The following is a 13,577-nucleotide window of genomic DNA, read 5'->3' on the forward strand; positions in this document are numbered from 1 at the left end:
ATTATATAGAATCCTGGAAGGATTTGAAGCAATTATGGAAATAAGGAAACCAAAGGATTTGGAATTTAAAAAGATTTTGTCTCTCTCTCCACAAGCCGTATATGATGGTACATTAGGTGATGTAAAACCTTCGGATGAAAAAGTCAAACAACTTATTGAACCCCTTTTGCAGAAGGGAAGTTATTATTTAATAGCAACAGAAAATGATATTCTGATGGGTTGGATTTTAATAGGGACAAGTAAGGACAAATTACAGATAAGAAGTACGGTTTTATTTATGAATTATTTGTTTTAGATGAATTTAGAGGAAATGGGATTTCAAGACAGTTGATGGAAACAGGGATTGAACATCTAAAGAAAGAAGGATATTCCGAAGTCCGTTTAAATGCATTTGCAGGAAATCAAGCAATTAAACTATATGAAAAATTAGGATTTTTCGTAAGAACAGTTACTTTGAGTATGCCCATTTAAAACTGCTGTATTACTTAACTAAAGGTGGAGTTAATCCAGAATGGATTAACTCCTTTTTTGTTGAATTCCTTCTTGAACAATCGGAGCAGTTAGTTGAATTAGGATTCAATACCTAAGATAGATATATTATTCCAACAAAAGATCAAAATGTGTTATTGTTTAATATGATTTGTCTAAGGTAGAAACATGAGAAAGGTGTGCAGAAGTGTGAACAAAAGAATATTTTTGATTTTACTTACTGTGATTTTTATTTCTGTATTTGTGGGTTGCGGAAAAACCATTGAACATACTTCGTCGAAAAAAGGTCAATCCCCAACGAGCTCTGCTTCTAAGACTGCTGAAGCCAATAAGAGTACACCTGCCATTAACAAAGAAATACAAAAGAGTGATAGTGAATCTAACAAAGGTGTCCCTGCGTCTAGCACTTTAAATGCAACAGGTACAACGGACGAATTTGATTATAGCAAATATACCCTAATTGTAGTAAACGGCGGGGATATGTCAGGATATAGACAGCCGAATGTCAGAGTTGATGTCGGGTATGGCGACAGGGAATATTGGGCTTTTACAAATGAATACGGACAGCTCATTCGTGTTGAGGCAAAAAAAATAACACTTCAAAATCCGAATACTGATCATGTTTTGTCGTCAGGCAGATATTACTCTAATGAAGCAAATGTTCCTGGTACAGAGAGTCCAGCTTTGGATAAAGGGCATGTGATTGCTGACTCGCTTGGGGGAGTTTCAAACGCCTATAACATTACACCCCAGGACAGCACGCTCAATAGGCACGGCGATCAAGCTTATATGGAAAAAGTGATTCGAGATGTAGGAGGCTGTACTGATTTCGTAGCAGTGATTCACTATCCAAATATTCAGACGCAAATTCCCAACCATTATAAATTCACTTATAAAATTCAGGGCAGATCCGTTACAGATGAATTTGACAATGTAAACCCAGATGAAGTGAACAAAAATTTAGGAAAAACAACAAGTACGACCAGTACGCCACCGAAAACAAACAATGTACCCACAAAAGCAACGGTAAGTAGCAATGAAGATCTTAGTAAGGTGGATACCAATCAAAATGGAAAGGTTACGATCGCCGAAGCCAAAGCTGCTGGCTTTAAAATGCCAATTACGCGCGATTCATGGCTCTATAAATATATGGACGATCGAGATGGTGATGGAGTAGTTGGTGAGTAAATAGGGTTATGCGGTGATTCTTTTCTTCTTATTGAAGTTTAAAGAGCAGGTTCGTGAAAGAAAAAAAGTAATTGTTATAATGTTTAAAGTGGGTATTTTATTAAAAATTACTGGAGGGAATCGTGTGAAAAGCAAATGGATCCTCTACGAGGAATTTGAAAGTGAAGGTTTAAATGAAATGCTTGAGTGGCGTTGTGAACCTAAAAAATGGTTCTTGGACAAAACTTCCTCACAACTTGTTTTAGAAACGGATGAAGAAACGGATTATTGGCAAAAAACACATTATGGTTTTCAGGTTGATAATGGGCATTTTCTCTATATAAAAACAAACAAGAATTTTAGAATGACAACAAAGGTTCAGGCTTTACCAAAGTCAAAGTATGACCAAGCAGGATTAATGATTCGGTTCTCGGAAGATGTGTGGGTGAAGACCTCTTTGGAGTACATACCTGATGGATTAAGTAAGCTGGGTGCAGTCGTTACAAATAGAGGGTATTCTGATTGGTCAACACAATATGTAGATTGTAAAGATGTAAAATTATTCTATCGAATATCTAAGATTCAACAAAATTGTTATATTGATTTTTCTTTGGATGGAGAAAGATGGAATCAAATTAGAATTGCCCACTTTGACATTCCAGAAAATTCTACTATTCAAGCAGGGGTCTATGCTTGTAGTCCTCAAGGGAAAGAGCAAGAAGTTCGTTTTGATTTTCTTACAATAGAAGAACTTGCTAATGACCCCACAAATGCTTACTTATAAATGAACGGACTTATTTCTAATAAAATAAATCTGAGTCTGTTTTGTGCGGAAAGAGGTTAATAAAATAGCTAAGACAGTTCCTATTAAATTATAGTAAACTTTTAAAGAATAGAATTATAAGTTAGATATGTTATTAAGTTAAAGAGTGCAAGAGTTAAAGATGGGATGGCTGCGGCGATCCCGTCAAACAAAGTGTTTAATTGTTTTTTGAATCTTACGGCATCAAGAGAATGGAAGAAAATTATTTAGAGATGGTATTGCTACGATTAGATGGATTATGTAAATACATGATAAAAAGAGCAAGTGAAGGTGACATTGCTTTTCAAAAGATGATGGACCAAGGACATCTTGAACATTATCAAAAAGATATTAAATTCATTCGTAAACATGGAAAAGAGTGGGTTTAATGTTAGGTTTTGTTGAACGGGTGCTTATATTGAAGATTGTGCTGCCATCAAAGGCAGTTTTTTTATTCAGCTAACGGTGTAGTTTACTTAAAGATAATTTGGGTATTTATGGTAAAATTAATTATAGGGGTGATGGAATTGAGAAAAACTGGATTAACTTTAGGAGTGATCGCTGGTTTATTCAGTATTGTTTTGTGGTTTGTTCTAGTTTTTTATAATCCTTATACATCTTCAAGTTCTGAAGATATGACAGGTATTACATTTGTTATGTTATTCCTCCCAGCTTGTTTAGCTATAATTTCATCTTATGCAAATAAAAAATATCTTATGTTAATCGCATTTATTTGGTCTTTGCCAATCAGTTTGTACTTAATGTTTACAAATGGAATCTTTTCTTGGTTTATTGCTCCATGTGTTACCTATTTCATTTGTTTTCTACTGATGCTATTTTCCAAGAATAAAAGCAAAAACTGATTAGCTTGTGAAGAATTGTATTTATAGTAAAGGATATGATTGTTCGATAGGTGTAGTCGCTCTTTCACTAACAAAAGGGGTTAAATTGAAGCAGGACCTTCGAATAAATAAAAAGTTTACTAACAATCTCATTAAAACAGGAGTTGGGAAATGTGGCTGATTACACAAAGGAAATTAGAGGACTAATCGGAAATAGACCAATAATATTGGTGGGTTCTACTATTATTGTTATGAATGAAGAAAAGGAAATTTTATTTCAACTCCGTTCTGACACAAAGGAATGGGGGTTGCCTGGTGGAGCAATGGAAATCGGTGAAAATTTAGAGCAAACCGCTGAACGTGAGCTTTTTGAAGAAACGGGGTTAAAAGCAAAAAGTTTTAAGTTTATCGATGTTTTGTCAGGAAGCAATCTTTACTATAAATATCCTAACGGTGATGAAGTTTATAATGTTATTTGTGTTTACATAGCAGAAAATACAAGTGGTGAGTTAGCTATGAATGACGGTGAAAGTTTGGATTTAAAATATTTCTCCATCATTGATTTACCTCCCAAACTTGATGAAAGAGCAAAGATAATTATTGAAAAACATTTTATTTAGGATTTGATTTTCAGTAACTAGGAATCGTCATTTTTTTCCATTGAATTAAGAAGATTGTGAAGTTGTGTACTACTTGTAACAGGTGAGTTACTTGATGATTCGACTACCAAATAGTTGATCTTTTTCCTTGTACCTAGTTTAATAGGGTTTATTAATTCTAGGATATTATAGATAAAGTGATTAATATTAGGAGGTTTCTTAGTGCATTTTTTTTCATTAGGAAAAGGTCAAAGTATTAGCAATTACAATTCCATTTTAGCTAATTACGTAAAGATTATAAAAACTGAGGTACCGACCAATGTTGGTTTTATAAGTATTGAACAAGGTGGGATTGTAGGATATCACAAAGCACCAGTGCCTCAACTTTTCATTGTAGTTCAGGGCGATGGATGGATTGAAGGAGAGGATAAAACAAGGGTATCGCTTAGAAGCGGTGAAGGAGTATTTTGGGAAAAAGGAGAAGGTCACACTAGCGGCAGTGATACAGGTTTAACTGCCTTAGTACTACAAGCAGAGGAATTAACAATACCAAATATATAAAAATTACTAGCGCATTAACGGAGCAAAGAGTTGCCGTGATGCCAACTTTCCTATTAAGATTACGGAACGGGTGCAATTAACTCCTTAACCAAAGTATAAAATAATTCAAATTCATTCTTCTAATGGCGGTATAGTTGTAGAAGTATTTGCTTTCAGAGTTTTAGAAATCAAATACTAAAAATGTTTAAAGAGGTGTACTATGTTTAGTCATTCTCCTTTTATTTGTCGTGTAGAGTGGGGTATGCGGGGTGCAAGAGAAGCTGCCGAACGTGGTGACATTATTATAATTGTTGATGTACTAAGTTTTTCATCTACGGTCATATCAGCTTTAAGTAATGGGGCAATTATATATCCATATCCTCCCTATATAGACGGGAAAACATATGCGGAAAAAGTCGGTGCTGAATACATTTTGGGAAGGGCTGAAGCGGATAAAATAGGAAAACCTACTTTATCCCCTATTTCATTTACACAAGAACATTCTAATAAAAAATATGTATTGTCGTCACTAAATGGGGCTTTCTGTACCTGGATTGCATCTAAAGTTCCTGCCCTTTTGATCGGTTCTCTACTTAATGCTTCATCTGTATCCTCTATTGCCAACCAATTGAGAGTAAAATCTAATTCAAATATAACGGTTGTCCCTTGTGGTGAACAGTGGAATGATGTAAAAAATTATGATAACAGTCTCCGTCCATCCATCGAGGATTATTTAGGTGCTGGTAGTATCCTCTCTTATTTAGATGGCGATAAATCGCCTGAAGCAGAAGTATGTATCGGGGCGTTTCAACATGCGAAAGAAAAAATCAACGAATTAATTTGGGAATGTGGAAGTGGACGGGAATTACGACAAAAAGGTTTTGAAGATGACGTAAAGCATTGTAGTCGTTTAAATGTTTATGAAACAGTTCCAATATTATATAATGACCATTTTGTTTCAGCACCTTTGTTGAATATATAAGAAAATTATATGGGGGAGGCAATTTTGCTAACTAATTTGTACTTTGTAAGACACGCACATTCTACATATACACTTGATGAATTAGGAAGACCTTTATCTAATTGAGGAATTGCCGATGCAGAAAGAATTACAACCATTCTTGAAAAAGAAAACATAGATATTGGCATTTCTAGTCCATACAACAGGGCGGTACAAACGGTTGAGGGAGTCGCAAAAGTTATAGGTAAATAAGTTATAACGAAGGACGGATTTAAGGAACGGAACTTATCTGTTAAACCTATTGAAGACTTTAATTTAGCTATTAAAAAGGTATGGAAGGAACCTGCTTTTTCTTGGGAAGGTGGAGAATCTAATATTAACGGCCAGAAAAGGGGATTAAGGCAACTTTAAAGGTATTGGAAACATATACAGGTAAAAACATTGCAGTAGGAACACACGGTAATATAATGGTACTAATTATGAATTACTTTGATGAAAAATATGATTTTAGTTTTTGGAAGGACCTAGATATTCCAGATATTTACAAAATGACATTTGATAAAAATAATCTGAAAGAAGTCAGTAGAATTTGGAATAGGACATAGGATTGTAATTCAACTACCATGAAAATAAGTTTCCTCAAGATTAGTAAAATGACAATACTTAAGAAGACCCTTCTCAATCGTAAAAAAAAAAAGAGGAGAGCGTTAATTAATAAGTCTATGAATTGGTTGACTGGATCAAAATTAGTATCAGTATTGACACTTCCTTACCATTTTCATTCTCTGTGGTGAAGCGCTGATTTTGCGCTTCATGGATGGCTAACGGGTGCGATTGTTCAAAAAGGGCATTCGCTTTTCTTGTTCCACTAACGGTGCAGACTTGTTCAAAAAGCAGTCATAACTAGTAAGGAAAATTTATATAATTCGCAGATAAACAGGAATTTTGTAATTGGGTGGTTGATAAAAGTATGATGGAACTACATAGAATTATTTTAAAAATATTGATGTGGGTATTGATTTCCGGCTTTGGGTGCAATTTCGTAATGCAGAAAATAAGCTATTCCTTTTATAAAAGCTCAAAGAAAATGGAAGAAATTCACTTTACCCCTGAGTATATTCAGTTTAACGAAAAACTTTCGGGTTATGGTTATAATCTTATAAGTGAATCTAATAATATTATTCTATTTTTTGGCGGTTCAAATTATATTGCTTTTAATTCTGTCGGTTCCTTCGGTGGAGAATTTGATTGTCCATTTATATCTGCTGATTTCTATGGAAGTCAGAACAGTAAAGGCAAAATGAATTTAAAATCAATGCAGAATACAGCAATAGATTTATACGATTGGACAAAGATTAATTATCCTGATAAACATATAGTTGTTATGGGACATAGTTACGGAACAGGAATAGCTGCTTATCTTGCAAGTGTTAGAAAATGCGATAGCCTTATTCTTATAGCGGCATATCGTGATTTATCAGATTTATATAATAAGATTATTCCGATTTTCTGGGGACCTGCCAAAGTATTTATATCAAATGATATTAGACTAAATTATTATGCTCAAACTGCTAATTGCAATACCTATATAATCGGCTCAAATTCAGATAAAACGCTAAATGCAAGCCTACAACATAAAGTAAAAGATTGTTTTGCAAATGCAGAGATAAAGATATTCAATGGTGTAAACCACGAAAACTATCTGAAGAATGAGCAAGTGATAGAATTTATAAACGAGATACTTCAGTAATTTGCTAATACCAATTTGTCGTTTAGATTTTGAGTATAATTTGTATTTGCAGTTAGACATATCTTTTTTAGGTATATATCTGAGATTGTGAAAGGGTTCACTTAAAGTAACAGGTGCGATACTTTAAGATGGGTTTACCCAAAAAACAACCTAATAAAAGTGCTTAAAGGGAGTAATTAAATGTTTGAAACAATATATTGGCGGATATTCATCGATGTCACCTCAAAAGAAAAGGCACAAAAAGTAATAAACAGATTATCTCAAGTAATTGGAGAAATAAACACGGAAAAATTGGAGCCATATTGGAAGGATAAATCAAAGTACGAACTTGTTTGTGAAACCAAATTACTAATTGAAGAACCAGATAAGGCAGTGTTTTATGTACTTCAATTAGTTAACCAACTTGGACGAGAAATTAGTGTAACGGGTCCTAATATATACGATAAAGGCCAGGTGGAGTTCGAGGGTCTCTGTTCATCTCCTACATTTGTAGGGCTTAGTTGGTTCCATTTTCATATCGATAATTCTGGATCCTTATTCAGCTACGGGTTGCAACAGTTAATGTGCGTGATGGCTGTGGTGATCCCTTTTTCTTATTGTATTAACGGGGCAGGTTAGTGGAACAAGACTTCGTCAGTGTAGATTAGAGGGTGTGGAATTGTGAGAAAATCGTTATTTATTTCTACTATACTAATAGTGTTTTTAATTTTAAGCAGTTGTAATAATAATTCTATAAAAAAAATTAAAGCAGATTATTTTGATATTAGTTTAGGACAGAGTTTGTACAGTGGACATATAAAGTGGAGAAAGATACTGTTCAGTCATTAGTTGATCCATACAATGACATCAAATATATTAGACAAACCAACCAACAAATTAATTATGAAAAGGCAATAACTATAACATTTATCTATAATGACCAAATTTCAGGCACTTTAGTAATTGACGATAAGGGTATTTTTAGTCTTAGTGATAGCGTTGAAAATTATCAAATCGAGCCAAACAATGATATATATAAACAAGCAAGAGGAATATATAACGATTTGAAGCAACAATATTAATATTTCTTGGTAAATTTGGATTAATTCGTTGATATAGTCATTTTGTGAAACTCTTCACTTAAACAAACGGGGTGCTTTAGTTGAACAAGTCAAAAGGACCTAAATGGTCCTTTTTATATTTGGTAATAAAATACGAATTTCATTTATTGTATTGGAAATACTATCAGTCGAGGTGAAATAAATGAGCAGATTTAAAGTTGTGTTTGAGAATACAATCCAAAGTGGTGGGTTTTCATTGGAACAATATTTGATAACATTACATCAAGAAAAAGATATGTTGGATTCATTTGATGGTCATGATGATTACGAGTTGGACATGAGGTTATTTGAAGGGGAGATTCAAAAAGTTAACCGATTGTTGGAGAGCTAAGGCTCTCTTTTTTATTTATAAAATAAAGATCTTATTTTCTTCTTCAACTAGCGAAGCAGTTTAGTTGAAGAAGAAAAACGAATAATGCGTATTTGACTCAAACTGTGACATAAGTAAATAGAAAAAGGATTCTAAAACATCTTAGAATCCCACTCTATATTGTTAATCAGCTTCGATTCTAATAGCTTGGATAAACTGACAATCAACGATAAGAACTGATCCTGGTTCTGTCTCGTTATCATTAAAGAAAGCACAGCAATTATTTGGATCAAAGGTTACAAAAATTACATCTTCAAGTACAGTTCCTCCAGATAGAAAAACATCTACTTCTGTAAGGGTTTGTAATTTTCTAAGCTGGTCACATGCGCATCCTCTGCAACGAATTGATTTTCGTTTTCTTTTACTTTTACAATCTTTACACTCATGTTTTCTTAAACCCATAATGTATTACCACCTTTATAAGAGAATGCTATATTTTATGTATTTAAGAATTGTAAAGTAATGGACAAGGATGGAATTATATAAAAATAATTCATTGTACAGCGTATTTCGAAGATATTGTGAAGAAATGCACTTAAGCTAATGGGGGCGTTGATCCAGGAAGGATTAACGCCTTTTTTGTTGAACTTGTTATTGAACAAATGGAGTAGGTTAGTGGAACAAGAACATGATAAAAATATAGCTTAAATGATTATAATGGATGTTGAAAATGGATATAGGATTATTTAGAAAAGCATTAGAGAAAATTGATAAACGTAATCTTATAAAAGTAGACTTTAGTTCAAGCACAAATAAATTTTTGAAAGATTATCAAATTCCCGAAGATGTAATTTCTTTTTTAAAAGAGTTTTCTTTTAGAGAAAACATAAAATTTAAGCATGTTTATTTTAATTTTGTAAATGAAATGCCCGAAAACAATCTTTACGAAGAACACAAACGTTGTATTGATAATGGTTTGTTTATTATTGGTTCTGGACTTAATGGAGACCCCATTGTAATCGATTTAAACACAAGAAACATAGGTTATGTTTTTCATGATGAGTTGTGGGAGGATGGAGATGTAAATCCGAGAGAAATTTACATTAGCCTCGAATGTTCTATTCCACAATTTTATTATAATTCTGTAACCATTGATGATTATCTAGTTGATGGTTATGAAGCTGAAAACTTTATGGAAAAGCAAAGTTAATTGTATTTTCCTTCTTGTGCTATAGGGGCAGGTTACTTTAAGAAGGGTATGGTAAAATAGAGAAAAATAAATATGTGTTTTAGAGTAAATATTGTGGCTGAAAAATATGTGGAATGAATATTTTAGTGAGGATAAATTCATCTCAATGATGTACATCAATGTACCTCCTTTGAAAAACCTACGAATTGAAAAGATAGAAATATCCAGTGAAGGAGACAAGATAACAATAGGTTTTGATTTGCCATTTTTCCCAGATAAACCACCTAAAAAGTGGCTTGAAAGAGGCTATACAACTACTTTTGTTGAAATTGACTTCTTTGATATTCAAGAAGTAAATATAAAATCAAGTAAAAATACATATAGAGGGGATATAGAAATAAAGAAAGAAGTCGAAACAGATATTTTTATTGTAAAAATACAAGGTACAGTTGAGGCAGAAATAAAAGCTAAAGTCGGTATTATTCAATCTGTTAGAGGATATTAGAGGCTTCTTGTTGAACTAACGGGTAGCGATAGTAAAAAAACAAGGAGGACTTATGAAACTAGAGGAAAAAGATGACCTAATCATTATTGATGGATTTGAAGTTGAAGGTTTTATTGCAAAGGAACAACATTGTTCTATTTGTAAATTCAACTTGGTGTACTATGAAGATTTTGATGCCTTTTTTTGCCCAAATTGTAACTACTGGACTGAATCCAAATGTGATGATCCTGAATGTGAATATTGTCCTAGAAGACCAGAGAAACCTCTACCATCCAAATAATATGTTCAACTAATAGGGGACAAAAGGTAAAGAACGAAATCGCTATGGCGATCTTTTACGTTATTGAACAAATGAAGCAGGTTAGTGCAAGAAGGATTGTCGCTTAGTGCTGGTGAATTATTTCGAAAGATTAGTAAATTATTTTATATTGATGAATTATTATAAAGACATACACAGAGAGGAAGTCATTTAATGAGTCTCTGGGAATTACAAGAAGCGGTTGAGCGAGATAAAAAAAGAACGAAACAATATAATTTCTTGGATAGTTGTACTAATATTTATTGGTTTAACAATATTTAGTTCGATCTTTTGGTGTTATCTTTTGTGGTGGTTCATTATTTTAGGTAGTATATGTATTTTTGGTATTATCGCTTTATTTAAGAAAAATTTAAACATTAGCGAGCCTTTTTATAAAGTTAAAGTAATCTTTTTTAGATTTTTTGCACTTGTGGTTTCTGTAGGGGGACTTACTCTTTTTTTATGGTTAGGAACATACAATTACTTTTTAGATATTCCAGCCTATTTAAATAAAGATTATAAAGTTGTGAATGGAATCGTTGAAATAAAAAAAAGTTCAATACGTGGTTATGTCACTCAATACCTAACAATTAATCGTTAGTTTATGTGAAAATATTCAAAATATATTTCTTCTACCAATTTTCCATTCCACAAACTGGCCCAATTGTGGAAAAAAAAAATTACCCTTTTTTAACTAAACTTCATTTAGTGAAATAATCAAATTCAATAAATGGAAAATTTATCTGAAAAACTCTGTAAAGATGAACATAATATTAAAATAAGGAGTAAGGCTATGTTTCCCAAAGAAAGAGAGGCTACTAAAATGTTTCAATCTGTTGTACATATTGCTCTGGTTGTTAAAGATTATGATGAAGCCATTGATTTTTACACAAAAAAACTTCATTTTACGTTAATTGAAGATACATATCAACCAGAGCAAGATAAACGCTGGGTAGTGGTATCACCACCCGGCTCATCAGGAACTACAATATTACTTGCAAGGGCTTCAAAGCTAGAACAAAAACCTTTTATTGGAAATCAAGCAGGAGGAAGAGTTTTTTTATTTCTTGGGACAGATAACTTTTGGAGAGACTATAATGATATGATAGCTCAAGGAATTGAATTCGTTAGAGAACCAAAAGAACAAACATATGGTATTGTTGCTGTATTTAAAGATTTATACGGAAACTTATGGGACTTAGTTCAATTTAACGAAAATCATCCTATGTTTCAACGAGTAAAATAGACTTAATCTATAGCAAGCATACTAAAATACTGACATATTCTTAATATTTTTAAAGTGTAGAAGAGATTGTGAAATAACGTGCTTAAACTCTACAGGTGATATGTTATATTAGAATTAAGCAATTATCTTCCTCAATAACGGGTTCGGTTTTGAAGTACAGAATGCAAATTTACAGTGCTATTGGCATATGAATTCGCAACTGAATTTGCAGTTAATTTAACTGTTAAAATTGCATACAAAAAGCTCAGAGCCATGAAAAGCTCTGAGCTTATTTAATTATTGAGTTGTTGAAGATTAGCACCCTATAGTTTAAGTAAAATCTTTTACAATCTCTTCTACAGCTTAATATAACTCCATCCCGAATAAGTTTTATAAGGGACATAAACAACATTACATCTCCTATTATTTCTTTGCCTCTTTTACAATAGTTCTTTCTACTAATAATTGATAAATATAAATTACGATTGCTGTTAGGACTGACAATATGAAAAAATGTTTTGGTCGCATTTTCTTGAATTCAAATACTCCAACTTTTGTAAAAAATTTTGCGATAGGGAATGCAAGAAGATAATCTAGTACAGCATTTAATGTTATGTACTTTATAAAGCTACCGTACGTTAATTTGAATACCCAAATAGTTGTTATAAAAAATAAACCTAAAAGGTATGAGAAATCTAAACGATAATTTGGAAATAAAGCATTTTTTACTTTCCACCACTTACGTCTATCAGCAATTTCACTTAACAAACTAAAGATATAACCAATAAAACTTGCTACAGGAATAAATCGAACAAAAGAATTTTTCCCTAGCAATGGAGCAGTTAACCAAGGAATAACTAATGTACTAAATGATAAAGCCTTTCTTTTATTAATCATAGTTGCCCCCAGATACAATTTTTCATTTAATATTCCCCTTTGTTCAGAAGTTTTATTCCATTAAATGCCCCGATTGTTTCACACAAGATAAACACCGCTTTAGAACTAAGCTCCCTCAATAAACAAAGTGAAAACTCGCGTTTTCTCCAGTATTCTCAGTATTTTATAGATTGTAATTTTAGAGTTTAAGCTCGATACTATGGTTGGATTTATCTCGTAAGGATAAATTTGGAGCTTCGAAGCAAAAAGACTGATAGCTCATTAGCCACACACTTACAAAAAATGGTGGATGAGTTAAAATATGATCGCACTGGTGGATGTCCACATTTCTCATGGAGGTCAACCCTCCCATGCCTCACAGAGTCTTCGCTCTCAAATTCCTTCGTCCAACCTTTCCATGAGGTGGATGTCAGTCATGCTGCCCCACAGGGTCCTTGCCCGAAGTTTAGTTGCTTTGCTGACTAATCCGTGCTTCAAATGTACGAGATTTATAACCTAAAACTCTTTTCTACTCAACTTTTTCTTACTGAATTAAGCCGCTCTTTCAACTTCTATGTTTGCTCTCATATGAGGGATATCCTTTAACATTCGCTCTTCACTAAACTCAAATTGTTTCTTACCAATGGCAAAAAATATCCGTATTAACTTATTGCACAAGGCGATCAGAGACTGCATTTTCTTTAGGGGATTATCCCGACGCTGCGTGTAATAGGCATGTAACGCTTTAAAGGCTGAATTCTTCGCGACCATGATCATACAAACCCTGAAGAGGAGAGCCCTTAGCTTCTTCCTACCTCGTTTGGTGATTTTCGTTTGCCCTTTATGCTTTCCTGAAGTGTTTTCCTTTAGGCTCAATCCAGCTAGCTTTATGATTTGTCTAGGGTGAGAATAATCTTGAAGATT

18 protein-coding genes and 3 pseudogenes are annotated in these 13,577 nt (G+C 33.1%); 18 read left to right on the forward strand and 3 right to left on the reverse strand.

What is annotated here, in order from left to right; translation table 11 throughout:
- Positions 1-34: 34 nt before the first annotated feature.
- From ACI3K6_RS04065 to ACI3K6_RS04125, 13 genes and pseudogenes are all read left to right on the forward strand, one after another.
- Positions 35-471: pseudogene (locus ACI3K6_RS04065) on the forward strand (GNAT family N-acetyltransferase).
- A gap of 186 nt (positions 472-657) precedes the next feature.
- A complete protein-coding gene (locus ACI3K6_RS04070; protein WP_435553829.1) occupies positions 658-1,677 on the forward strand; it encodes a DNA/RNA non-specific endonuclease in 1,020 nt (339 codons plus the stop codon).
- A 31-nt stretch (positions 1,678-1,708) separates the two neighbouring features.
- A complete protein-coding gene (locus ACI3K6_RS04075; protein WP_435553830.1) occupies positions 1,709-2,440 on the forward strand; it encodes a DUF1349 domain-containing protein in 732 nt (243 codons plus the stop codon).
- A 200-nt stretch (positions 2,441-2,640) separates the two neighbouring features.
- A pseudogene (locus ACI3K6_RS04080) lies at positions 2,641-2,847 on the forward strand (aminoglycoside phosphotransferase); the annotation flags it as partial.
- Positions 2,848-2,985: 138 nt separating this feature from the next.
- Entirely contained in the window at positions 2,986-3,321 is a 336-nt protein-coding gene (locus ACI3K6_RS04085; RefSeq protein WP_435553831.1) for a hypothetical protein, read from the forward strand.
- Positions 3,322-3,473: 152 nt separating this feature from the next.
- On the forward strand, positions 3,474-3,920 hold the full coding sequence (locus tag ACI3K6_RS04090; protein ID WP_435553832.1) for an NUDIX hydrolase: 447 nt from the start codon (positions 3,474-3,476) through the stop codon (positions 3,918-3,920).
- Positions 3,921-4,121: 201 nt separating this feature from the next.
- Positions 4,122-4,460, forward strand: coding sequence for a cupin domain-containing protein (locus tag ACI3K6_RS04095; RefSeq protein ID WP_435553833.1), 339 nt, complete (start codon positions 4,122-4,124; stop codon positions 4,458-4,460).
- Positions 4,461-4,659: 199 nt separating this feature from the next.
- Positions 4,660-5,421: a 2-phosphosulfolactate phosphatase gene (locus ACI3K6_RS04100; RefSeq protein WP_435553834.1), complete on the forward strand. Its 762-nt coding sequence runs from the start codon at positions 4,660-4,662 to the stop codon at positions 5,419-5,421.
- Positions 5,422-5,430: 9 nt separating this feature from the next.
- Positions 5,431-6,005, forward strand: a pseudogene (locus ACI3K6_RS04105) (histidine phosphatase family protein).
- 365 nt (positions 6,006-6,370) lie between these two features.
- Positions 6,371-7,150, forward strand: a complete 780-nt coding sequence (locus tag ACI3K6_RS04110; protein ID WP_435553835.1) for an alpha/beta fold hydrolase — start codon at positions 6,371-6,373, stop codon at positions 7,148-7,150.
- Positions 7,151-7,330: 180 nt separating this feature from the next.
- Positions 7,331-7,768 carry a hypothetical protein gene (locus ACI3K6_RS04115; RefSeq protein WP_435553836.1) on the forward strand — a complete coding sequence of 146 codons (438 nt, stop codon included), beginning with the start codon at positions 7,331-7,333 and terminating at the stop codon, positions 7,766-7,768.
- Positions 7,769-7,950: 182 nt separating this feature from the next.
- A complete protein-coding gene (locus ACI3K6_RS04120; protein ID WP_435553837.1) occupies positions 7,951-8,211 on the forward strand; it encodes a hypothetical protein in 261 nt (86 codons plus the stop codon).
- A gap of 181 nt (positions 8,212-8,392) precedes the next feature.
- Entirely contained in the window at positions 8,393-8,581 is a 189-nt protein-coding gene (locus tag ACI3K6_RS04125; RefSeq protein WP_088087141.1) for a hypothetical protein, read from the forward strand.
- Positions 8,582-8,743: 162 nt separating this feature from the next.
- On the opposite strand, the gene ACI3K6_RS04130 is transcribed toward ACI3K6_RS04125, so the two are convergent.
- Complete coding sequence (locus ACI3K6_RS04130) at positions 8,744-9,022, reverse strand: hydrolase (RefSeq protein WP_435553838.1); 279 nt, start codon at positions 9,020-9,022, stop codon at positions 8,744-8,746.
- Between the two features lie 268 nt (positions 9,023-9,290).
- Between ACI3K6_RS04130 and ACI3K6_RS04135 the strand changes: the two genes are divergently transcribed.
- The 5 genes from ACI3K6_RS04135 (at position 9,291) to ACI3K6_RS04155 (ending at position 11,798) form a co-directional block, all read left to right on the forward strand.
- Positions 9,291-9,770 (forward strand): hypothetical protein, encoded by a 480-nt coding sequence (locus ACI3K6_RS04135; protein WP_435553839.1) that lies wholly within the window; start codon positions 9,291-9,293, stop codon positions 9,768-9,770.
- Between the two features lie 106 nt (positions 9,771-9,876).
- Complete coding sequence (locus tag ACI3K6_RS04140) at positions 9,877-10,254, forward strand: Imm50 family immunity protein (RefSeq protein ID WP_435553840.1); 378 nt, start codon at positions 9,877-9,879, stop codon at positions 10,252-10,254.
- Between the two features lie 52 nt (positions 10,255-10,306).
- Positions 10,307-10,534, forward strand: a complete 228-nt coding sequence (locus ACI3K6_RS04145) for a hypothetical protein (RefSeq protein WP_435553841.1) — start codon at positions 10,307-10,309, stop codon at positions 10,532-10,534.
- 322 nt (positions 10,535-10,856) lie between these two features.
- Positions 10,857-11,153, forward strand: coding sequence for a hypothetical protein (locus ACI3K6_RS04150; protein WP_435553842.1), 297 nt, complete (start codon positions 10,857-10,859; stop codon positions 11,151-11,153).
- A gap of 222 nt (positions 11,154-11,375) precedes the next feature.
- Positions 11,376-11,798 (forward strand): VOC family protein, encoded by a 423-nt coding sequence (locus ACI3K6_RS04155; RefSeq protein WP_435553870.1) that lies wholly within the window; start codon positions 11,376-11,378, stop codon positions 11,796-11,798.
- A gap of 402 nt (positions 11,799-12,200) precedes the next feature.
- On the opposite strand, the gene ACI3K6_RS04160 is transcribed toward ACI3K6_RS04155, so the two are convergent.
- Both ACI3K6_RS04160 and ACI3K6_RS04165 read right to left on the reverse strand, forming a co-directional pair.
- On the reverse strand, positions 12,201-12,674 hold the full coding sequence (locus ACI3K6_RS04160) for a hypothetical protein (RefSeq protein ID WP_435553843.1): 474 nt from the start codon (positions 12,672-12,674) through the stop codon (positions 12,201-12,203).
- Positions 12,675-13,205: 531 nt separating this feature from the next.
- Positions 13,206-13,577: transposase (locus ACI3K6_RS04165; RefSeq protein ID WP_435553844.1), on the reverse strand; the 372-nt coding region annotated here is incomplete at its 5' end.

The sequence above is a fragment of the Neobacillus solisequens genome, assembly GCF_051233465.1.
Lineage (GTDB): Bacteria > Bacillota > Bacilli > Bacillales > Cytobacillaceae > Neobacillus.